The following is a 20,794-nucleotide window of genomic DNA, read 5'->3' on the forward strand; positions in this document are numbered from 1 at the left end:
GGGGTCATGTGATCGAGCCCGGCCTCACCGATACGGGCGCCGGCGTGACGCCCGAGATCCTCGAAGCGCTGGCTCCGCGCGTGGGAGAGGACCACACCCCGCCGTGGGCAGCATCGGCTCACATCGAGCGCGAGGGACCGGTCGTTCCGCTGCCGGGTTGGTGCACGATCGCGGAGTGCAGTTCGGCTCGGCTCCGGGCCGCGCCCGGCGACGCAGTCGGCGGCTCTGACTGTGGGCGGAGTCGGTCGCGTACGAGCCCGATGATGGCGGTGTGGTCACCTTCGGTCAGGGGGAGGTAGCGGTGCCGGGGCGGGGCGACCAGCTGGCCGCTGTTCTCCACGATGCGCGGCATGGTGACGCGGGTGAAGTAGCCGTTGCGTTTGACGCCGGCCTCGATGACGTCGGCGATCCGGGCATCGAGCCTGGCGAAGAGGGCGGTGAAGGCGTGCAGGGCGCGGGGGTCGAGGTCGGCGTCGGGGCGGATGGTCTTGAGTCGGCCGATGGCGTTGGCGGCTTCGGTGATCGCGAGTCCGCCGGTTCCGACGCGGCCGCCGATGTTGCGCAACTGGTGTTGGAGGTCGAGGTAGGTCTGCGCGCGGGCGAGCCAGGCCTGTTCTAGGTCCCCGTCGGTCTTGGCGGCCAGCGGCGCGAGCCCTGCGGAGAGGAGCCGTTGGGAGTCGACCACGAGCCGCAGGTTCATCGCGCTGGGGAAGGACTTCATCCGGATGACGAGGTTGTGCTCGGCTTGGAGCACCCCGAGCAGTCCGGGTTTGGCGGGTCCGGTGATGACCTTGGCCTTGGGGCGCCAGCCGTGGGCGTCGAGGGCATAGTCGGGTGGTTCGAGGCTGGCGTCCAGGGCGCAGGCCAGCGCTGCCCAGCCGAGCCGTTCACCGCGGTGGAGCTTCTCCCAGCCGGGGATGTTGGAGTAGCGCTGGTCGAGCACCACCAGAGCGCGGACGGCGGCCGCGATGTCGCCGATCAGGGTGTGGGTCTGCCGGGCGTCCAGGCTGTCTCGGCGGAGTCCGGCGTCGAAGTCGTGCTCACCGAGGGCGGCGGCGCGGGCGACTTGGCGCCAGTGCTCGACCATCGGCAGGTCCTGGGGGGTGGTCAGCTCCTCCAGGGTGGGGAGCCGGGCGCTGGCTGCGTCGATGGCCTGGTCGAGTGCCAAGGCCAACGCGCCCAGGGCGCCGTGGTGGAGGCTGGGCAGCCGGAACGGGTTGGGCTGCCTGGGGTTCAGGTTGCTGGCCGTGTGTGGGGCGACGGCTCGGGTCGCCTGTCGGCACCACAGCAGTGCGGCGTGCCGGTAGCTGCCGATCTGGTCCCCGATCTGGCGGCGTTCGGCGTCGGTGGACGTGATCGGGACGCTGTGGGTGCCGTCGCCTCCGATGCGGAGTTGGACGCGGTGCTGGGTGAGCAGCGAGGCCAGCTCTGCTCGTAGGAGGGCGCCGTTCTCGCCGTACATCAGGGCTCATCCAGCGCGTGGGCGTCGGCGAGGGAGGCGAGGACCAACTCGATGTGGAGGGCATCGACGCCGTAGTCGGCGAGCTGCTGCACTGCGCACACGGCGAGACCCATCACGATGTCGCAGTCGCGGGTGATGCCGGCGGTGTCCAGGGCGGGCGTGTCGTCGCCGTGGACCCAGTCCAGCTCAATGAGGGCCCGTTCGTAGGCCGAGGACGCCTCGACGCTCCGGGCGTGATCGGCTAAAGCGGCGAGGTAGGAGCGGGCCTCGGCGAGGGTGGCCGCATGGGCGAGCAACATGATGAGTCCTTCCGTTCGGGGGTGGCATCCCGTTCACCGTCATCCCGGGGTCCGGGAAGCGCCGGCTGGGTTGCTCTGGCTGTGGAGACCCCTTGAGAATCAGGCTGTTGTGCAGCGCTACGAGGCGCTGCGGACCTGGTCCTCGATCCGTCGGCGGGCGGCGACGTCGTCGGCCACGAACTGGTGGAAGTCGGCGTTCCGGTCCGCGATCGGGACTTCCGGACCGGTCTCGATCGGCGTTTCCCCCGGCCAGGTGGTCTGCCTGGTCGGCCGGTCCCGGTCGAGGCGGCAGCCGGCGGTCGAGACCCATTCCCGGAGCCGGTTGCGGGCCTCGGCGAAGTCGCGGTGCCACCCGATCGGCCCGGATGGTGTGCCCTCGGTGTCGTAGGCGTTGAGCCAGTGGGTGTGGAGCGCGGAGAGTTCCCACACCAGTTCGTCGTGGCGATGCCAGTACGGCGGGACCACGGTCGGCGGGAGCCCGTAGGACAGCCGTAGCCAGGTGACCCAGCCGTTGAGGTCCAGCCACTCGACCAGGGCCTCGTCGGCGCTCAGCAGGTTCCAGTTGATCGGCCGCAGCGGCCGGTCGTCGTCCAAGTCGGCGGTCCCGAACTGCTCGGGATCGCCGTACTTTGACCTGCCGTCGTCGTCCGGGTCGAGGAGCGGCTGCTGCCCGGGGTCGACGTGAGTCGTCATCACTGGCCTTGCTCAGATGCTGGCAGCTCGTGCGGGCTCGTTGACCACCGTGAGCTCGTTGGTCGGCGGGTCGGGCTGCTGGGCCGGGGTGCGGTCGACGACGTAGCGGGTCCGGGCGCAGTCGTGCCCGATGCGGCGGGCGACGAACTGCTCACGGATCTCGCTGCGGCCGCCGGGGCGGTCCTGTTCGTACTCGTGGATGTAGCCCGAGGCGACGATCTGGTCGCCGGGCTTGAACCTTGGGTAGGCGCGCTCGGCCGACCGGTCGAACATCACCAGGTCGCAGTAGACCGGGTCGAGTTTGGTGAAGGACCCGTCGACCTCCTTGCGGTGCTGCTCGATGCCGACCCGGCTGTAGAACCGCGGGTGGCCCTTGCCGGTGAAGGTGAGTTCGGGCGCGGTAGCGATGAACCCCTGGAGGCTCATTTGGGTGGGAATCGACATTGGCTGACTCCTGGACTCGCGCGGCGCCTCGACTGGCGACCGCTCTCAGGAGTCAGGTGTGTGCTGGCTACTCCGTCGGCTTGTCCGCGTCGATGACGCGACGCCAGTCGTCGTGGAAGTCCTCCAACGGTTCGGGGGCAGTGCCCTCCCACCGGCGCGGGATGTCCTGCATTGAGTCCGGCATGAAGGGAGCGCTCTTGCGCCACTCGCTGAAGTACGTGTGCGCCATCGTCAACTGGTAACTCGGGCCCCGGTCACCGAAGGTGATGAGCAGATGGTCGAGCGTGGCACCGTCGTTGATGGTCGCGACGGCAACGGCGGTCACCGTCTCCGAGCTGAGGTCGGGGTAGAGCTTGGCCGTGTCCTCGGGCGGCTCACCGTTGGCCATGAAGTAGTTCTGACGCCAGAGATCGAACGGGCCGCCAATCGGGCATCCGTACTTCGCATGCTCAACCCAGTACTTGCTCACAGAACCTGTCTACGGGTCGCGTCCGACAGAAGCGCTTCTTCAGCGTCGTTGCAGGGCTTTCTCGATGGCAGTGCGCTCAGTGCGGAGTTGCTCGACCTCCTTGCGGGCCGTCCAGGGGCGCAGGTCGGTGACCAGGGGTGGGGAGCTGCGGAGCAGGACCAGGGCGAGGCCGAACGGGAGGGTGCGGATCGTCTCGGGTGGCATGACCGGGACGCGGCGGGTGGAGCGTTGGAGGGATCGGGAGCCGTAGTCGCCGATGGAGATGGTGTCGGTGCGTTCGTCGCGTTCGCCGATCAGCGCTGAGAGGTCTTGCAGGTCCCGGGCCGACGAGGCGCCGCCGAGGATGACCTTGACGATGCTCGCGTCCCAGATCGCGCCGGCGGCGTGGTCTCCCCACTTGTCGCGTGCCTGGGAGAGCGACTGGAGCACCGGCATGGTGGTGATACCGGTGCCGCCCCCTTCGGCCATAAGCACCGGCAGGGACGGCAAGGGGGAGAGGTTCCCGATCTCGTCGAGCGCCAGGAGCAGTGGTGGGTCGAGTCGGGCGCCCGGTGAAGCGGCGGCGAGGTGGCGGGCGGTCTCCACGAGGTCCTCGATGAACGCCGCGACGAGTGACCAGGAGGCGCCGGCTCCGGCTCCGGTGGCGAGCAGGTAGAGGGTGCCATTGCCGGTGAGGAACTCGACGGGGTCGAAGTGCTCGCCGGGGGGTGGCGAGACGGCGTCGAGGACACGGGGGTCGGCCAGGCACGAAAGGGCGAGGGAGACGCCCATCCAGATGGAGTCGCGGGTGCGGGGGTCGGCGTGGATCATCGACTCCAGCGAGTCTGCCCAGCCGGGGGCCGCGTTCGAGTTGCTGGCCAAGACCGCCACGGCGTCAGCGGCGGCGGAGGGTGAGAGCGTCCAGTTGAACAGCTCGCGCGGGGTCCTGTTGTCGAGCGCGGCGGCATGGAGGAGGGCTTGGAGAGCGGTGCGTGTCTTGCCCTCCCAGAACCCTCCGGACTCGACCCCGCCGGTGGAGAGGCCGGTGGCCGAGGCGAGGCCGGTGGCTCGGATCATCGCGGTGAGCGGGTCCTCGCAACCGCGTACGGGGGACCAGCGCAGCCCGGCGGGCAGTCCTTCGGCGAGGCGTTGGGGGTCGAAGACCGCGACGGGTCCTCGGCGTTGCCGTGAGGTGAGGGTGGCGGCGATGTTGTCGGGTCGGGTGGCGGTGGTGATCACGGCGCCGGGTGCGTCCAGGATCGCGTTGATGACGATGTGGAGGCCCTTGCCGGATCGCGGTGGGCCGAGCAGCAGGACCGAGTCCTCGACCGACGCCCACACGCTCTGGCTCCGGGAGCGGCCGAGCAGATAGCCGACATCCGAGGGTTCGGGCTGGTCGAGGGATGGCCTCAGGGTGCGCCCGCGTGCGAGCAGCGCCTTCTGCGAGGCCACAGTTCGTACGTCGCGGCCGGTAGCGACTCCAGCGAGCCGGCGCGGGTCGTGGGTTGTCCTGTGTCTGATCGTGCCGATGCGTCGCCACAGCACGAGCGCGGCCGCGATGACTCCGCCCATCATGAGGGCCAGGACGAGCCAGTAGACCCACGCGGCCATTCCGTCGGAGCCGAGCGCGGCGCCCGGGTCGCCTGGTCGGCTGAGTAGACGGAACCCTGCCTCCCATCCTTCGGTCGGCTGCCCGGTGCCTGAGAGCCAGGCTGCGACGGTTCCCGCCAGTCGCAGGATCGCGGCGATGACGCCGACGGCTGCGATCAGTCCGAGGCCGAGGTTGACCAGCTCGTCGTCGACGCCCTGGCCACGAGGGTTCACGCGGCACCGCCAATGACCATGACGGTCCCGGACTCCCTGCCCATGAGCACCAGGAGTCCCGGGTGGGCTTCGAGCAAGGCCGGTGGCAACCGGAGTCGAGTGGTGCCCTCAGTGCTCGCGGTTTGGTGCGCGACCACCACCGCGACGGCCACGTCCTCGTTCGGGAGGAACCCCTCCCCGGATAACTCCCCGACCGTGACACGCGGCTGCTTAACGGGCTCAACGACGTGCAGTCGGGGGCGGCCAGGGGTCACGATGTCGGTGAACGTCGAGTCGTCTGCCTCGTGCACTTCGACCCGCACGGGTGTGCCCAAGTCGGCGGCGATGTCGTCGAGCACCCGTCGGAGGTCCTCGCGCTGCAGGGCGCCGTCTGCGGAGTAGGGCTCGCGGTCGAGCGACACGGTCAGGTGGCCCGTCTTGTCGACGGTGACCTCGACTAGCGGCATCACCACGGGCACCCGCATCGCGGCGTGGTCGTCGCGTCGGTAGGAGCCTGCTGCGCTGGTCATGCTCATAGCCCCAGCACCCCCACTTGCCGCTGCGCTACCTGCTGCACGGGCTTGACGCCCTGCCGGGCTGCGAGTGCCTCACGGTCCAGGCCCGGCGGGTTGCCGTCACCGACCTGCGGGGTGTCGAGCAGGTCGAGGATCGTCACCGCGGCACCACGTACGCGCTCTGCGGTCGACTGCACCACCTCGACGGGTGACTTGCCCGGCACGCTGGAAGCCCACGAGGCGACGTAGGGGATCGTGTAGTCACCGGTGGCCAGCCCGTGCGCTGCGCCGAGCATGAGAGCCACCGATTCGGCCTCGACCTCGGCGATGCCGCGGTGCAGGGCGGCGTCGGCGTTGTCGGGGCCGTGGAGCATGACATGGCCCAGTTCGTGCGCGAGGGTCTTGACCTGGGCGGCCTCGTCCATGTCCATCCGCACCGACACCTCGCGGGTCAGGTAGTCGGTCAGACCGTTCGCGCCACCGATCAACTTCGCGTCGGAGACCAGCCGCAGCTGGAAACCATGGGCAGTGATCTGGTCGGCCAGCCCGTCCCACAGCCACTCGGGCGCCTGTCCTCGCAGCAGGGTGGGGCGGGGTGTCTCGGGGATCGGTTCGCCGTCGGTCTGGGAGATGTCCCACACGTGTGCCGGCTTGAGGCCGATCAATCTGGACCGGACGGCCTCGCCGAGGCCGGGCTTCTCGCCGCGACCGAGGCGGCGCCACGAGTCGGGGTCGGCCGGGTTCGAGGACGCGAACCGTGCGGTGACGGGGGCGAGGATCGCGTACCCGGCCTGGCCCTTCATGACATGCCGGTTCAAGCTGAGCCACTGCTTGAAGCCTGCGACGTAGGTCGGCATCGGCTCCGGCACCCGGCCCTGCTGAAAGGCTGCGTAATGCTGGACGTAGATCAGCATCGTGTTGTTGAACGAGCGCGAGCGGAACCTGGCCGCGAACTCCAACGCGCGCTTCCAGTCCTCACCAGTAACCAGCGCCTCGACCGATGCGGTGAGCTGCTGCTGGAGCGCATCGAGCTTCGCTTCACGCGCCGCGAGGTCGCGCGTCTGAAGTCTCATCGGGGACCGCCTCCTGATGCCGGGTCTCAGACGGCAGGTGTGCAAGAACAACCGCTACTGTCTGGGGCGGTCGATGCGCCAGTCGACGTCTCTGGGTCGTGGGTCGCGGCCGTGACGATTCGTTCTCGCGCAGGCTCCCAGCCTGCCGCCGAGAACCCACTGCCCGGACATCAGGCCAACTCAGCTGAGGGATCCCCCTTGGGGACGGAATGGAACAGAGCGTCGAGCGCAGGACGGGACCGCGCTTGACAGTCATACGCGGCGGAAAGACGTCGAACGGTTGGCAACGCCGATTCAGGCAGAGTTCGCGCCTCGCTCGAGTTCCCACAATCCAGCCACGCAGCAGGCAGCCTGGCGAGAGCACAACAACCGTGTGGCTGCGAGACATCCCGGCGACTGTTTCGCACGACCGGGAAGCGAACCTCTCCCTGGAGTCCGACTCGTCCCGGACCCGCCCGCGCGAGGTCTCAGATGGAGGCTGGGCCGACGGTTGGTGCCGATTGGAGAGACTCACTGAGCAGGGCTCGTCGCAGCACCTCGGCAGGGGAGACGCCGTAGCGCTCCGCGAGGCCCTGCAGCTTCTCCAGTTCCTCGGGAAGCAACCGAACACCGACTTGGTGTTGGCGCCGCCGAACGTCAGTGCCTCGGCGGCTTCGCTTGTTGCTCGACTCAGCCATGCCGAGAGCATGTCGTCAGCTGCTCGCGCGGGTAGCCGCGACACGCCGAGGGGACGCGGTTAGCCGCGCACCGCCCTGGCCGATGCGACTCTGGAACAGCCGCGCGGCTAACCGCGGCGCTGAGCAGATACGAATCCGACAGGAACGAGGCGTCATGGCACAGGCGAAGGGGGTCCTCCCTAGTAAGGAAGATGACCGGGAGGTCTTGTACAAGAACCCTCGAACCTGCGGCTATTTCATCCCGATTCGAATGCGGCCAGACGTCACCTTGGAGCAGCTCCAGACTTGGTTGTCGTCTCTGGACCAGGCGGTAGACGCACTAGTGGCCCGCGCCGAGCCGACCGGTGGGGAGGAGAAGGGCGAGAAGCTCGCGTCCGTTGCGGTGGGTCTCGCACCTACCTTCTTCGATCGACTCGCAAGCGTTGGCATTCCACTTGAACGCCCCGCGGGCTTCACGCCCGAGGCGGCCCCGCCTTCCCCCAGGTTCGGCCCGGCCGCCGAGCTGCCAGCGGACATGCTCTTCTACGTTGCGTCCGTGATGGAGTTCCGCGTCGAGCAGTTCCTCCGGTACCTGATGTCCTCACCAGTCATCGAAGTCCTGGGGCTGGAGCGCGGGTACCAGCGTGTAGATGAGTCCGAGCCCTTCGGCTATCGCGACGGGGTGCGCAACGTGAAGTCCTCGAAGCGCACCGGGGTGGTTTACGTGCACCGCGACGGCGAACAGCCTGACGAGCCGACGTGGGCCGACGGTGGTACGTACATGGTGACAATGAAGATCCAACAGAAGACGGCAGCATTTGCGAGCCTGGTCGACGACGCGGCCCGCGACGCAGTGATCGGACGCACGAAGGACGGGACGCGGCTGGACCTGCCGTCCGGATCCGACCCCCACCAGGAGTCCGGCGACGTCCCTGAGTCCCTTCCGCCTGGTTCCCACGTTCGAAAGGCCGGCCCGCGCGGGCACCACGACGACAACGAGATCTTTCGACGCGGCATGCCATACGTCGAGTTCGTTAACGGGATGGTGCAGGTGGGCCTGCACTTCTGCTCCTTCCAGTCGACGCCGAACCAGTTCGATGCCGTCTTCAACGACTGGATGCTCAACCAGCAGTTCCCCGCGCGCAGCGACGGGAGCGTCGCCGGACCGGACGCTCTGATGAGCGGCCAGTCGCCCCTCGGGCCCCTGGTCGAGGCGAAGCACGGCGGGATCTTCTTCGTGCCGCCCCATAACCCAGAGGGCATCGCGGCCACGCTGACACCGACCAAGCCGCACAAGCCCAAGACGGGCCGGCTGGCCATCAACAAGGTGGTCCGCGACCCGAACGATCCGAGCCGCCGCTTCGAGCGCGCTGGCTTCACGTTCGAGGTCCGCGACGTGTCGGGGGAGGTGATCGAAGGATCGCAGTTCGCCACCGGGTCCAACGGACGTGGGGTCTGCCCAGCTGAATTGCCGGTGGGGCACACCTACACGCTCGTTGAAACATCGTCACCTCAGGCAAACGTCTCTCTCGTGCAGCAGCAGTTCACGTTGGAGAAACCGAACCTCTTGCTGCGCGTGGAGAACGTCTTCCAAGCGCCTCCACCTCCGGGCGCCTACGGCGGAATCTAGAAGCGACCGCGAATCGCAAGTGAGCGCTTCGCGTGACTCAGGACAACATGCTCAATGTCGAGAGGAGGTAGACGGCATGGCGAAGAGCAAGCCGACTAAAGCAGCACTGTCCAAGGCGGGAAAGACCCTGGCATCCGGTGGTTCGTCGAAGGGCGCCAAGTCCAAGGCGGGCAGCACGCTGGGTAAGGGTTGATGGCCTGGACGCGTCTGAGCGGGCCGAGTTGAGCAGCGACCCTCGGCTCGGCCGCTTGGGATGTCCGGTAGGCGGCGGAATGGCCCATCCTGATGTCGCAGGCCAAGTACCGCGATCGAGATCCGCCTACCAGTCGTGATGACTCGACATTGCGGAGGACCTCCGACAGTTGAGTCAGTCCATAGTCTTGGGAACCGGCAACCACAAATGACCGTGGTGCGCACCTGCGGGCTCAGGCGAGTGCTGATGCCTGGATCTGCGTGGTGATGTCGGCGGGGACGTATCGCCAGCTCTGTGGGGGCTGGATGCCGATGGACCGGATGACGTCGAGGGGGATGGGTTGGACGGCGACGACGCAGTTCAGCTCGAGGGCGAAGGCCTGGTCGGTACCGTCGAAGTAGGCGTCGTAGTCGGTTTCGTCGATTGCTGCTGCAGTGCCGTACTTGTCCCAGATTTCGATGGGGGTGCCTACCCGTATGCCGGCGAGGTGGGCCCAGCCGACGACGGCGCGGGTGGGTGTGGAGGAGTACAGAATGACGAGGGATCCATCGGGGAGATGGGGCCGGGTGCGGCGTAGTTCGACGGTTTTGGAGCCCTCGAGGATCGCGTTCGCGTACCGCGGCTTCACCGAGATGAAGAGCGCTCGCTCTTCGGGTTCTTCGTCGAGTGCGTCGTCGGTCGCCACCGGCACGGCGTCTGCCGCGCTCTGCGTGCGGCGTCCGCGCACGGTAGAGGCGGTCGCTGCTCGAAGACTGGCCTCGAGTGCCTTCACCGCTCCTTGGGCCAGTCGGGGAACTCTCATCGGCGAATCCCCTCCTCATACAGCCGCTTGAACCACACTGTGTCGACCGGCACTGGCGACTGAAGCGTCAACCTAGCAGTGCCTCTCGACAGTTCCTGGGCCCGTGCCAGGGGGATCGGGCGGCCGAAAATTTCGGTGTCGGCGAACCGTAGGGCGTTCACTGTGCCGCGCTTGTCGGCGACCGCTCGGACTTGATGGAGGGTAAGGACGCCGATGTTGGCGAACTCTCGGTGGAGAACCTCCGGGGTACCAGTGACGCTTTCGACGAGCCTGGAGCAGGCGACGAGCTCTTGGTCGCGGGCGCTGGAGTACCACAGAATGCGACCGGGGGCCGCGGGTCGGCTCTGTCCACTCCGGTAGTAGACGTGTTCGCGGGACAGGCCGAGCTCGGCGGGTCGGGCGAGGAGTGTTGGTACGTGCCCGAGGAGGTCGTCGGCGAAAACACCGCGGATGGGCACGATGTAGGTGGGCAGGTCGGGGTCGAGGACCTTGGCCGGCCAAAGGAGCCGTTCGAACTCGGATGCCTCGGCTGTCGATCCGAGGTGGGTGGGTAGGACGAGACCGGACTCGGTCACTGCTTCGCCCGCCGCCCGGACCTCGGCCCAGGTGCCGATGGTGGTGAGGACGATAGCGGTAGGGCTGTTGGTCGCGGTGTCGGTTCTGAAGCCATCTCGGTCGAGTTCGGCGGCGATGGCGGCCGGAAGGTGTGTGTCGGTGAGTCGGACCGTGGTGAGGGCCAACTGTGCGGCCCTGCGGCGCAGCGTTCGCGAGATCTGGCGGGCGATCGTGGGGAGTAGTGGTCCACGCCGAATGCGAAGGAGGGATACCTCGAGGGTGGTTTCATTCGGTTGGGCTGCCCAGATCGCGAGGACTTCTCCGGCGGGGGTGAGCATCATCTGGCGGTCGTCCGTCCCGGCGGTCGTCTCCGCGAGTGATTTGATGAGGGTCCTGAAGTCGACCTTCCGTTCGCCGGAGTCGTTGCCGAGAAGGCCGGTGAGGTTCTCTGGGTTCCATGTCGCAGCGTCCCCGCGCGTCACTTGGAACTGGGTCTCCTCCAGTTGCACGGGGAGGTAGCTGGCGGCGTCGGCCCGGCGGTCGATGAACGCCGGAAGCTCGTCGGGATACAGGACTGCGAAGTCCCTCCCCTCGGCGGCGGTGGGTCCGAGGTAGGTGACGACGTTCTTGTCGCGGGTGACGAACAGGTCTGCACCGCCGACAATGGCCTCGGCCAGAAGGAGCACGTCTGTCTTCAAGCTGTCGTCCTTGGCGAGAACGTCGTCAGGTACGCCGGCCAGAAGTTTGTCGCGAAGCTTGCGGATCTCGGTGCGGTCGCCGTTGAGAACCTTCATGCCGCTGGCTGCGGCCGTGTGCAGGAGAGCGTCCCGTTCACGCTTGTCTGCGGTCCTGTTCAGCTCCTGGGTCAGTGTGAACGGCCTCGCGAGACGAATCTGTTCTGACGCGGCCAGGAGCGCGACGGTGCCCGAGAACCGCTGCCGCCGTTTCGGCGAGGTGCCGTGCAGGTCGCAGAAAACGTTGTTGTCGACGCCAGCCTCGAGCTGGTCAGGGTCCTCATCGGGCAACGTCAGCAGGTTCGCTACCGACTCGTTCTGCTTGACCCACTCCGTCATCGGCTTCTGGGTCTTGCCTCGGCCCGTCCGCCGGCGCACAGGCTCGAATCCGAGGCTCGGCCACTTCTTCGCAGCCTCCCAGTCGTCGCGGCACTTCAACCGAAGACCGAGCCGATCAGGGCAACGGTCCATCACCGCGTCGATGAGTTGTCGAGCTGCCCCAGAACCTCTCGCGTCGTCGGTCAGGCACAGGTGGGCGATGCGGGCGTACCAGTCGGCGCGGACCGTGGGGGCGTACAGGCAGTAGCCGGCGAGGGTCTCGGTCCCGTCGGGGTGGGTTCGAACAGCCAGGACGATGTTGCCGTTCGTTGCCGCTTCCCTGAAGCCGGAGTAAGGCATCGGGCCGAGGCGGTTTCGGTTGGCGTCGCCGAGCTCGATGACCTTGTCCACCCACTCGGGCGCCATCGCCTCGATGCCGACGATGCGAATGGCGTAGTCGTCGCTGTCGGTGGGGCCCCGAGTCACTTCGTCAGTCTGACTCAACCGGCGGCTGTTGTTTGGGAACTACGACCTGAGGGCAGCTCTCCGGGACGGTGACCAAGTCACTGGGACGGTCGCAGGTCCGGCGGAAGTCCTTCCGGATACAGCAGCGACGATGCCTTGGCCATTCGTCGCCACCGGTCGTAAGGGCTCAGATCCGGGTCCACGAGGTTGATGGCGAACTCCAGCCCGAAGATGCTCATCGCAAACAACGCGCTCTCTCGGTCGCTGGGGATGAGGAGGTCCATCTCCCACACCCGTTGATAGTTCGGGAGGTTCTCCTCGAACAAGTGGTTCGAGTCGTAGATCCGCTCGACACGCACACCCCACTCCTTCGGCCCTGCGCCATAGCGGGCGAAACGGCGACACAGCTCCAACTCCGGCGCACCGAAAATTGACTCCAGGCCCTCGGGGAAGCCCAGGTTTCGGTGCACTAGGTGCTCCAGGCCGGCCTTTGCCACAAACCGGGCAACGTCCCGAGTCGTCGGGGGCTTCTCTGGGCTGGCGAACATCGCGCCGCGTGGCCAGGTCGCCGTGTCAGGCCCTAGCCGGGCGAGGTCGGAGGCGTCCACCTGCAGGGAGAACGGAATCGGCAAACGCGGATACCTCTCCAAGCGACCGGGCATCCCGTTGTCCAGAACGACATCCATCCCTGGGATGCGCCCACGCTTGTTCCCCACAGCCTCCAAGTGCCGCAATGCCAACATCGCCGGCGAGTTCAAGAATGGTCCCTCAACCTTCCGGGCGAAGTAGTTGTTGCACCTGTCGCAGACGAACCCCCGAGGCAGCACCATCGTCGTGTTCCCCAGCGACTCCGGCACGATGTGCTCCACGCTCACCGACGAGCTCGAGTCCTCGCGGCAGAACAAGCAACGCTTAGGACTCATCTACGTCTCCTTGGGTCTCTGCCGCAGGTCCCCGACTCTAGGAAGCGCCACCGACACCACAGGTCTCCGCATGCGTGCGCCCGCATCCCAGGCTCCGACGGTTACGGTCGTACCACGACAACCACCCCTGTCGACCTCGAAACCCTTGACCCGCGAACCAGGCGAGGCTCGACGCGCCTCCGAGCGACGCGACAATCGACCTGCAGTGCTTCGTCTTCCACCGCCCGTCATTCTGGCTTGACGCGACTCGAGCGACGTCGGCAGGCGCGCCCCGTCCCACAAGCTGAACCTCGACCGGACCCGAGTTGATCAGTCGGCACGCCACCCTCCGAGCGTCCCGGTCGACCCGAGACCGGGACGTCATCCGGGAGGCCTTCGAGGCGGACCCCGCTGCCGGCACGACGATGTTCGTGCCACCTCAGCACCCAGACGTACTCTCCATGTCGCACGTGCTCTAGCTCCGGGCGACAACGTCGAGCTGCGCCGGAACTTCTAGAGAGCTGACTTCATCCGGCCGGTGGTGTCGAAGAGCTGGAGTTCGGCTGGGTGGAGTTGATGCTGGACGACGAAGGACCTGTGCTTGATCCGCCACAACCCCTGACCCGTTCCGAGGGTCGGCAGCAGCGACTGCTCGGTACCGGTCAGCCCGAGCGCGGCGGCTGTGGTGCCGAGCTGGTCAGACTCCTGCCGGTAGACCACGCGGGTCTCGGCGTTGGCGAGAAGCGACGAGGCCAAGGCGCGCATCGCTGAGCCCTGGTCGCCGACGTTGTCGAGGTCGGAGAGCTTGTGGAAGATCAGCATGTTCGCGATGCCGTAGTGCCGAGCTAGCCGCCAGTGCGCGTCCATGCGCCGCAGGAGTGCGGGGTGGGACATCAGGCGCCACGCCTCGTCGTAGACGACCCACCGTTGCCCGCCGGCCGGGTCGAGCAGGGCTGACTCCATCCACGCCGATGCACATGTCATCAGCACCGAGATCAGGGTGGCGTTCTCGGTGACCCGGGAGAGGTCAAGCGAGATCATCGGCAGGCTCGGGTCGAAGCGGACCGTGCTGGGACCGTCGAAGAGCCCGGCTAGATCGCCTGCCACGAGCCGCCGCAGCGCATGCCCGACCAGGCGGCCGTCCTCGGTGAGCCGGCCGTCGGTGTCTGTTGTGGGGTCGGGTGTCAGGAGTCGGTCGACGACCATCGGGAGCACCGGCACGTCGGCGATCCGGACGCTTTCGGCGAGTGCGACGTCGATGGCGGTGTGCTCCAGTGGAGTGAGTCTGCGGTCTAGCACGGTCTCGGCCAATGCGCCGAGGAGGTCACGTCGCCGGGAGGTGACCTGTGCTGCCCACTGGATGTCGTCGGATGCGGCGGGGCGGATTCCCTCGTCGAGCGGGTTCACCCGGTTGGACATCCCGTGCCCGAGTGCGATGGCCTTGCCGCCGACGGCTTCGGCGACGGCGGTGTGCTCGCCCTTCGGGTCGCCGGGGACGTAGACGCGGCGTCCGAACGGGATCGAGCGGGTGTAGAGGCTCTTCGCTAACGCTGACTTCCCCGACCCGACGATCCCGGCGAGTACGAGGTTGGGTGCGGTGATCAGTCCGCGGGCGTAGAGCACCCACGGGTCGTAGACGAACGACGAACCCGAGTAGAGGTCCTGGCCGACGAACACCCCGTCGCTGCCGAGGCCGCCCTCGGCCAGGAACGGGTACGCACCGGCCAGCGTCGCCGACGTGTCCTGATGCCGCGGTAACCGCAGCCGGCCAGGAGTACGGAGAGCGGCAGGGCCGGGTTCGCCGGACTTGGGCAGCATCACGGTGGCGCGGCGTTCAGCCGCGAGTGCGTCATGCTTCGACTTCGCCGCGGCCTTCCTGGTGTCGCGGTCCTCGGCGAGCAGTGACTGGGCGGCGGCTCGCCGGGTCCGGCGGTCGCGGCGGCGCTCGCGTCGGGGAGAGACGAGGACCGCGCTGTGGAGCCGTCCCTCGTTCCAGCCGTTCATAGCGAGAGCCCCTGGCCGGCTGACCGGTGCGGTGCCTCGCTGAGATCCGGGAAGTCGCGGTGGGTGTAGGTGATGCGGGACTCGGCGTTGTGGGCGCTGGCGATGGACTCGGAGACCTGGCGGAGGATCTCGCCTGCACGGTGGAGTTCCCACGACACCTGATAGGTCGCAACGCGTCCGGCACGGGAGTCGCCGGCCACCCACACCCCCTTCTTGACCTCGCCGTCGTGAAACGCCGCGAGCTGGTGCAAGGACTGGCTCAACGACGCGATCGCGGACGTGAGCGACCCGAGCACCGAGTAGACCTGGCGCGGGTCATCGATGGAGCGTGTCGCGTGCGCGAGTGCTCGTAGCGCCGCTTGGACTTCGTCGGCGTCGGCCGCCGGGTTCTCGAACGTGGGCATCGCAGCCTCCTTCTCGATGTGGTTGAGAGCCAGGTGTGGGGCTCACACCGCCCGGCACAGGGGCAGCGCGGCGGCCGAGAACGACTGCGCCTGCTGGCCCCAGAGGCGGCGGGTCTCACACGAGGCTTGGATGGCTGCCTGCTCGATGTCAGCGACCGCACGCTCCAGCTCGTCGGAGTCTTGGGCGCTGACGGCGATGAGTCCGGTGGTGCGCAGGATGCCGTGGCCGGCGGTGAGGTCGGCTTCCTGTTGGAGGACGTCGTTGTACTCGGCGCCTTGTTGGGCGTCCTCGATCTGTCCGATGCGCTGACGTTGGGCCGCGTCGGAGATGTACTCGGTCTTCTTCTTGCGGATGTCGCGAGCGGCCTGGTCGGTCCGCATCGGCGTGAACAGCAGCGAGAAGGTGCGACGTACTCCGGACGACAGGAGCACCGGGGCGAGGAACCCTGGGTAGACCAGCGAGCGCGGCCATTCGCTGATCCAGAGCACGCAGTGGTGGGCCGAGTCAGAGCGGACGCTGGCCCAGGTCTCGCTGACCGCGACCGGCCCGGCGGTTGCCAGGTCGCGGCCAAGATCACCGTGGCGTTCGAGGGCACCTGCGACGACCGGGTCGTAGGCCGAACGCAGGATCACGGCGAGGTCTCCAGGCTTCAACCAGCCTGAGGGGGCCAGGTCGGCAGCCCGCAGCGCCGCGGTCATGGTCGACATCTCCTGCCGCAGCACCGCGGCCGCCCCTCGGTTGCCACCACCGGCTGCGCGGATCGCTCTCCCCGCGGCCTTCATGTCGAGCGCGATCGAGACGGTGCTGGCGTGGCGCTCACCCGCCGGGCCGGCACGGTCGATCAATTCGCCGTACGTCGTCGAGGTCCACGAGCCGTCCTGACGTCCGTGCTGGGACCACCACTGCGCGAGTCCCTTGCCGGAGTCAGGCAGGGTCCGCTCCAGCACCTGCATCGAAGCGATGCGACCCGACCGGCAGGCGGTGGCCAGGACTCGGCCCCAGCTGGTGACTCGGCGTTGCTGTTCGAGCGGGTCGAGCAGGATGAACGCCGGATGGGTGACCCCGACGATTGCGGTGAGCGTCGACCGGTGCGGGTCATGGACCATCACCGCACCGCTTTCGGGATCGAACCACTGACGCAACCGGGCTGCATCTCCGGGGAGCGCGAGCGTGCCGACGGGTCGTGGTTGGACGATCCGACGGCGGAACAGGAGCTGCCCACCGGTCGAGCGCCACAGCCAGCGGGTGACGACGGGAAGCCACTCCACGACCTTGCGGCCACCGACACCAACGAACGCGAGCCCGGCGCAGACCAACAGGATCGGGACGACGTACATCAGCGATGCGCCGCCGCCGACGTACAGCGCGAAGATGAGGGTGATCCCGCCGAAGCCGACGACGACGAGCTGCAATCCCGACAGGCCGAGCAGCACGCCGCGTCGAGTGAGTCGGGAGAACTTCACGGGCGCCAGCTCGAAGTCACGCATCGTGGTGTTGGTGCTCATCGGTCAGCCCTTCCTGGCTCGCGACTGGCTGGGGACGGCGTCGCCAACGTGCGGCGGCACCGGTGGCCCTGCGGACGGCGGCGCCTGGCTCGCGGCGTCGGTCTGCGCCGAGGCTGCTGCTCCCACCGAGCGCCCAGCTGCGGCACCGGCCTTGACGGTCTCCTTCGCCACGATCACGCCCCCGGCGACGGCGCCACCCGCTGCGGCTGCTCCGCCCGGCGCGCCACCACTGGTGGCCCCGCCCGACGCTCCGCCTGCTCCGCCGTTCGCGGAACCAGAGGGTGCAGGCGCCGGAGCGGGTGCGCTACCGCTCGACGGACCGGTGCCGTTCGATGCGCCGTCGAGGACCTTGCTCGGCTCAGCGGCAGGGCGACGACTCATCGGGATCGGCAGCGGTCGGTTGAGCGCGGACTTGGCCTCTTGCTCGGCCGACATCGCGTGGTACATGTCGAAGCCCATGAAGCTGATCGCCTTGTAGGTCAGGTAGGGCGCGAACCCGGCGATGAGCATCAGCACCACCCCGGCGATGGGGTCGCTGACGGACTGGAGATCCCCGTCGATCGGTGCGGAGACCTGGGCCGTGGCGAGCAGGAAGATCACCACCAGGACGACCTTGGAGAGGATCAGCGCGATCACGAACGACGCCCACTTGCCCACCCAGCCACGGGTGTGGTCCCAGCTCGACCCTGCGAGCGCGATCGGGGCGAAGACGATCGCGATGAGCAGGAGCGCCTTGCGCATGAGCAGGCTGATCCACACGATCACGGCCGCGCCGATGGCGAGGCCGGCGATGAACATGGTGATGATCGCTCCCGCTCCGGGTGCTGCGATATTCAAGGTGAGCAGGCCGCCGGCGAGGAGGGCGATGCGATCACCCATCTGGTCCATGTTGGTCCCGGCAGCGTTCACGATGCCGATGCAGAGCTGGTCGGTGATCTCCAGAGCGGCGGCCAGCAGGGTGAGCGCGACGAACGAGCCGAGGATCGACTTCGCCAATCCGAGTGCCGCTCGGGTCAGCGCGGCAGGTTCGCGGCGAACCATGCCGCCGATCACCTGGAGGATGAAGAAGCCGAGCATCACGAAGACCGCGACGCCGAACAGGATGTTGTAGACCCGCGTGTACTGGCTGCTGGTGACGTCGACCATCGTGGTCGAGTCGAAGACCTTCCACACCGCCTCGAACATCCAGCCCGCTGCGTGACCCATGCCCTGGGCGAGCCAGTCGAACGGCGCCGCAACCAGGGATCCGGCTGCTTCCCCGGCCACATCGCAGACACCGGAGATGACGGGTACGTCGCATACATCGGCCATCGTCGTTGTCCTCTGCCTCTCGGGTGCCTCAGACCGACTGGCCGACGTTCCAGAAGAAGTTGACGAGCGCGACCGAGGCGCCGGTGATGATCGCCGCACCGACGCCGACAAGGACGCCCAGCTTCCCGCGACCGGCGAGGTGGGGGTTGGACGAGTTCGCGCCCAGCGCCCACACGATCGCGGAGATGATGAGCGCAAGCACCGCGAGGATGAGCCCCACGGTCATGGACGCTCCGACGATGCTGCGGAGCTGGCCGATACCGGGCAGGCCGTTGCCGTTAGGGCTGATGCTGATGTCCTGCGGGATCAGGGACACGATCGTCGTGAGCAGACCGGGCTTGATCACGATTCCTCCTGAGTGAGCGGCGGGGTTGCCTCGTCACACAGGTGCGCGCCTCGTTCCAGTCAGTCGCCGAGACCCACGGCAGGCGCTTGCGCGGCAGAGCGGGGCGGGGCTGGGAAGTGACTCGCCTTGGGACGCAGCGGCTTGGAGCCCTCGACGATCCGCTCTGGATCGACCGCGGTGTGGGAGAGGTCGTAACCACCCCACGGCGAGCGGCTAGGGACGTGTCGCGTGCCGAAAGGTCGCCGTTCGGTGATGATCGGAGCCCCGGGGACCTGCATCGACCTGGGGTAGTGCTCCTCGATCCACTTCCTCGCTGCCTTCGACAGCCCGACCTTGTCCAACATTCGCAGTCGCGCCGGGACGATCGGCAGCTCGCGCCAACCCGGGAGCGCGTGGTCGTGCCACATCTCGACCACGCCGTTCTCGCGGTCGGCGATGGCGTTCCACTCGCACGGTTCGCAGATGGCCTGGTACATGAGGTCACCGACGCACATGCAGCCCTCGTGCTTCTCGGCGTGCTTCCACGGCTCGCAGCGGAGGTCGGCCGTGTAGAGCACGAACCCGTGCCCGCCGACTTGTCTGCTCTCGGGGACGGCGATCGAGCGGCTCCACAGCCGGCTGCCGCTCTGGACCGGGTCGTGGGCGTGGAGGAACTGCCAGTGCTCGAACGCGGCGTCGAGGTCGCCGGGTGAGTAGTAGTCGGTTGTGAAGTGCAGGGGCGCGCCGCTCCATTCCGGCGTGGACTGGACACGCGCCTCGTGGAGCATCCCCTCGATGTCGAGGGCGAGTTGCTCCCCGCTCATAGCTTCGCCCCCACGTCGAGCAGCCAGTTGGCCCAGGCGAGCGCGCCACCCGTGAGGACTGCGCCGCCGAGCGCGACGAACAGCCCCGACTTGCCTTTGCTCGCTGTCTGCCAACTCCCGTTCGAGGAGCCGATCGCCCAGGTCGCCGCGCAGACGATGACCATGAGCACAGACACGATGAGGCCGTACGTCAGCAGCGCCCCGATGATCGCTCGGAGCTTGCTGGCACCGCCAACGGCTCCGAAGTCGGGACCGACAAGTGGAAGCAGAAAGGGCAGAGTCTTCACGTTTGGCAGGTGTTCTCTGCGGACCCACTTGCATCAGATGTAAGCGGGCAAAAGGCTAGTTCGCGGTGATCGTGAAGTGGAGGTGGTCGTAATGACCGCCAGTCACGGCGTTGGGGTCGTGCATGCCTCCTCCGCCGTACGGCCGCCATCCCTCGGCGCTCCGTGCAACCGACCTGATCCGGCCTTGCCAGATCAGGTATTCGACGCCGAGGGTCTTGGCGTTCGTCTTCAGCCAGTTCGTCACCTTCCAGCCGAGATCGAGCGCGGGACCCGTCGCAGCCGTGCCGATCGAATTGCCGAACGTGCCGTCGCAGGCGCGACCGAGGGGATGCTCGGACGTCGTGCCTGGGCGCTCAGCCCAGCAGGACCAGTGTGAGGTGGGGAAGCTCTTCTGCACCTGAGCGAGCACGCTCGCGGTGCGCTCGGTGATCTGTCCGCCCGTCGTCGGGTCATCGACGAGGTGGTTGGGGCTGTCGCCGGTGTACGCGGCGGCAGGTCCGCCGCGGTCGGTGCATCCCGCTGCGTCGGCACTCGCGCCGGCCTCGACGTTGACTGCGCCGTTTGCGGTCAGCCACGGCTCCGGGTCCACGGGCGAGGCGTGGGCGCCACCTGGGCGGACCTCGAAGTGGAGGTGCGGCCCGCTCGAGTAGCCGTCGGTGCCGACGTCCGCGATGTACTGCCCCGCACTGACCTGGTCGCCGGCCTTGACGAGGATGCCGTCGGCGTACATGTGCGCGTAGCCCGTGGCGACACGCTTCCCGCCGACCGTGTGCTCGATCAGGATGAGGTGCCCGAAGCCCGAGGCGGGGCCGGCGAACGCCACGCGGCCGTCGGCAGCGGTGAGGATGTGCGTGCCGCTCGGAGCCGCAAGGTCGACGCCGGTGTGCAGCTTGTACTCACCGGTGATCGGGTGTACCCGCATCCCGAAGCCGCTCGTTCGCACCCACGACCCCGCGGGGAGGGGGAAGGCGACGTGGGATGTCTCCGGAACCGATGGGGCGGCTGTGGTCGAGGTCGCCGTCGAGGCGGCCGGGAGGCACTGGGCCTGCGCCGCCGGGCTGAGGAGCGCGCCGAGGCCGAGCAGGGCACTGGCGGGCGCCAGGAGGACTGCGACCACTCCGGCGACAGCGACCTTGGCCAT

Annotated in this window: 21 protein-coding genes; 1 reads left to right on the top strand and 20 read right to left on the bottom strand. The window is 67.9% G+C overall.

Annotated elements, in window-relative coordinates:
* Positions 1-118: 118 nt before the first annotated feature.
* The 9 genes from ACYVDA_RS03690 to ACYVDA_RS03730 form a co-directional block, all read right to left on the bottom strand.
* Positions 119-1,462 carry a hypothetical protein gene (locus ACYVDA_RS03690; protein WP_166083993.1) on the bottom strand — a complete coding sequence of 448 codons (1,344 nt, stop codon included), beginning with the start codon at positions 1,460-1,462 and terminating at the stop codon, positions 119-121.
* Positions 1,462-1,761: a hypothetical protein gene (locus ACYVDA_RS03695; protein ID WP_166083994.1), complete on the bottom strand. Its 300-nt coding sequence runs from the start codon at positions 1,759-1,761 to the stop codon at positions 1,462-1,464. Before ACYVDA_RS03695 ends, ACYVDA_RS03690 begins: the two co-directional genes overlap by 1 nt.
* Positions 1,762-1,878: 117 nt before the next feature.
* The gene (locus ACYVDA_RS03700; RefSeq protein WP_166083996.1) at positions 1,879-2,454 is read right to left on the bottom strand and encodes a hypothetical protein; all 576 of its coding nucleotides are present in this window, start codon (positions 2,452-2,454) and stop codon (positions 1,879-1,881) included.
* Between the two features lie 12 nt (positions 2,455-2,466).
* Positions 2,467-2,898: a single-stranded DNA-binding protein gene (locus tag ACYVDA_RS03705; RefSeq protein WP_166083997.1), complete on the bottom strand. Its 432-nt coding sequence runs from the start codon at positions 2,896-2,898 to the stop codon at positions 2,467-2,469.
* Positions 2,899-2,965: 67 nt separating this feature from the next.
* Positions 2,966-3,367 carry a hypothetical protein gene (locus ACYVDA_RS03710; RefSeq protein WP_166083998.1) on the bottom strand — a complete coding sequence of 134 codons (402 nt, stop codon included), beginning with the start codon at positions 3,365-3,367 and terminating at the stop codon, positions 2,966-2,968.
* A 39-nt stretch (positions 3,368-3,406) separates the two neighbouring features.
* A complete protein-coding gene (locus ACYVDA_RS03715; RefSeq protein WP_166083999.1) occupies positions 3,407-5,170 on the bottom strand; it encodes a type IV secretory system conjugative DNA transfer family protein in 1,764 nt (587 codons plus the stop codon).
* A complete protein-coding gene (locus ACYVDA_RS03720; protein WP_166084000.1) occupies positions 5,167-5,679 on the bottom strand; it encodes a hypothetical protein in 513 nt (170 codons plus the stop codon). The genes ACYVDA_RS03715 and ACYVDA_RS03720 overlap by 4 nt, the downstream gene beginning before the upstream one ends.
* A gap of 2 nt (positions 5,680-5,681) precedes the next feature.
* Positions 5,682-6,737, bottom strand: coding sequence for an ArdC-like ssDNA-binding domain-containing protein (locus ACYVDA_RS03725; RefSeq protein WP_166084001.1), 1,056 nt, complete (start codon positions 6,735-6,737; stop codon positions 5,682-5,684).
* Positions 6,738-7,204: 467 nt separating this feature from the next.
* On the bottom strand, positions 7,205-7,414 hold the full coding sequence (locus ACYVDA_RS03730; protein ID WP_166084002.1) for a plasmid mobilization protein: 210 nt from the start codon (positions 7,412-7,414) through the stop codon (positions 7,205-7,207).
* Positions 7,415-7,568: 154 nt separating this feature from the next.
* Between ACYVDA_RS03730 and ACYVDA_RS03735 the strand changes: the two genes are divergently transcribed.
* The gene (locus ACYVDA_RS03735) at positions 7,569-9,023 is read left to right on the top strand and encodes a Dyp-type peroxidase (RefSeq protein WP_166084003.1); all 1,455 of its coding nucleotides are present in this window, start codon (positions 7,569-7,571) and stop codon (positions 9,021-9,023) included.
* Between the two features lie 425 nt (positions 9,024-9,448).
* On the opposite strand, the gene ACYVDA_RS03740 is transcribed toward ACYVDA_RS03735, so the two are convergent.
* The 11 genes from ACYVDA_RS03740 to ACYVDA_RS03790 form a co-directional block, all read right to left on the bottom strand.
* Entirely contained in the window at positions 9,449-9,988 is a 540-nt protein-coding gene (locus ACYVDA_RS03740) for an ASCH domain-containing protein (protein WP_166084004.1), read from the bottom strand.
* Between the two features lie 26 nt (positions 9,989-10,014).
* Entirely contained in the window at positions 10,015-12,111 is a 2,097-nt protein-coding gene (locus ACYVDA_RS03745; RefSeq protein WP_166084005.1) for a GNAT family N-acetyltransferase, read from the bottom strand.
* A 77-nt stretch (positions 12,112-12,188) separates the two neighbouring features.
* Positions 12,189-13,013, bottom strand: coding sequence for an HNH endonuclease (locus ACYVDA_RS03750; RefSeq protein ID WP_277343392.1), 825 nt, complete (start codon positions 13,011-13,013; stop codon positions 12,189-12,191).
* Positions 13,014-13,505: 492 nt separating this feature from the next.
* A complete protein-coding gene (locus ACYVDA_RS03755) occupies positions 13,506-14,996 on the bottom strand; it encodes an ATP-binding protein (protein WP_166084007.1) in 1,491 nt (496 codons plus the stop codon).
* Positions 14,993-15,400 (bottom strand): hypothetical protein, encoded by a 408-nt coding sequence (locus tag ACYVDA_RS03760; protein WP_166084008.1) that lies wholly within the window; start codon positions 15,398-15,400, stop codon positions 14,993-14,995. Before ACYVDA_RS03760 ends, ACYVDA_RS03755 begins: the two co-directional genes overlap by 4 nt.
* Before the next feature lie 42 nt (positions 15,401-15,442).
* Positions 15,443-16,906, bottom strand: coding sequence for an SCO6880 family protein (locus ACYVDA_RS03765; protein ID WP_166084010.1), 1,464 nt, complete (start codon positions 16,904-16,906; stop codon positions 15,443-15,445).
* A gap of 3 nt (positions 16,907-16,909) precedes the next feature.
* Positions 16,910-18,217 carry a type IV secretion system protein gene (locus ACYVDA_RS03770; protein WP_166084011.1) on the bottom strand — a complete coding sequence of 436 codons (1,308 nt, stop codon included), beginning with the start codon at positions 18,215-18,217 and terminating at the stop codon, positions 16,910-16,912.
* A 28-nt stretch (positions 18,218-18,245) separates the two neighbouring features.
* On the bottom strand, positions 18,246-18,563 hold the full coding sequence (locus ACYVDA_RS03775; RefSeq protein WP_460815141.1) for a DUF6112 family protein: 318 nt from the start codon (positions 18,561-18,563) through the stop codon (positions 18,246-18,248).
* Positions 18,564-18,622: 59 nt separating this feature from the next.
* The gene (locus ACYVDA_RS03780) at positions 18,623-19,366 is read right to left on the bottom strand and encodes a DUF6349 family protein (RefSeq protein ID WP_166084012.1); all 744 of its coding nucleotides are present in this window, start codon (positions 19,364-19,366) and stop codon (positions 18,623-18,625) included.
* Entirely contained in the window at positions 19,363-19,653 is a 291-nt protein-coding gene (locus ACYVDA_RS03785) for a DUF6112 family protein (protein ID WP_240917102.1), read from the bottom strand. Before ACYVDA_RS03785 ends, ACYVDA_RS03780 begins: the two co-directional genes overlap by 4 nt.
* Positions 19,654-19,708: 55 nt before the next feature.
* Positions 19,709-20,794 (bottom strand): M23 family metallopeptidase, encoded by a 1,086-nt coding sequence (locus ACYVDA_RS03790; protein ID WP_166084013.1) that lies wholly within the window; start codon positions 20,792-20,794, stop codon positions 19,709-19,711.

It is taken from the genome of Nocardioides korecus, from assembly GCF_054778395.1.